1 protein-coding gene is annotated in these 1024 nt (G+C 61.7%); it reads right to left on the reverse strand.

The window, feature by feature from the left end; all coding sequences use genetic code 11:
- Nucleotides 1–986 (reverse strand): IS1595 family transposase (locus K8I04_07835; GenBank protein MBZ0071620.1); only part of this gene is annotated, 986 nt, incomplete at its 3' end.
- Between the last annotated feature and the right edge of the window lie 38 nt (nucleotides 987–1024).

The following is a 1024-nucleotide window of genomic DNA, read 5'->3' on the forward strand; positions in this document are numbered from 1 at the left end:
TCCGATTGCCTCTCCCCGGTGTTCTTGCTCACGACATCCCCATACGTCACTGGCGGCGTAACCACAGCTTGCTGCAGCAAGCGGTAAAACAGCATCCCGCGTGAGTTGGATGTGCGCCGGTTGAAGCGGAACACGAATTCATCGAGATAGGCATCCAGGTGCTCGGGTTGCACAGAACCGTGGTGCGTTCCCAGTATCCAGCGCTGTACCAGTGAGGCGACCCGATGCACTCCCGCCATGGAGACATGGGCAGGTACGCCTGAGCCGAGCATGACGGTGCGCTGGGGGGTGTAACCCAGCTCTCCCAGTGCGCGGTACGCCGCCGAACCATCTGTTCGCACCTGGGCTCCGGGCTCGACCACCTCCTGCACAAAGGGGATGACGTGCGTGGCGGAGTCTCGGTCGATGCGGCGCAGCCGAATGCGCCCAAATCCCTTGGGCTCTACGATCTCCACCGCCATGACCACCAACACTTTGGTGGTGCTGCTCTTGCGCCCTGCAGGGGTGGCGCGATTTTTGCGATCCGTAATGGACAGATACGTTTCATCCACCTCGACAAGCCCCTTGAGCTTGTCCCGGCCCGGACGAACCATGGCGCGTCGGAACCGGTGCAGCATCGTCCAGGCGGTCTGGTAGCTCCCCAACCCCAATACGCGCTGCAGCCCCAGGGCGCTCACGCCTTGTTTCTGATTGGTCAGGTACCACGCAGCCGCCAGCCAGACACGCAGCGGTGTGCGCGTCTTGTCAAAGATGGTCCCAGAGGTCACTGTGCCTTGGTACTGGCATGAGCGGCACATCAGGCGGGTGCGGCTGGCGCGGTACACCTCACCAGCGTTGCCGCAACGCGGGCAGACGAAGCCTTGGGGCCAGCGAAGCTTCTCCAGAAACGCCTGGCAGGCCTCTTCGGTGGCAAACCAGTCAAGAAATTCGTTCCAGTTGCGGGGGTAGTCCTGCCCGGGAGTTGGCGTTAGTATCTGGGTTTCCATCCAGCTATTCTGACGCCACTGGAGCTAAATAGATACCC

This window comes from Gammaproteobacteria bacterium (assembly GCA_019911805.1).
Lineage (GTDB): Bacteria > Pseudomonadota > Gammaproteobacteria > Thiohalobacterales > Thiohalobacteraceae > JAHJQQ01.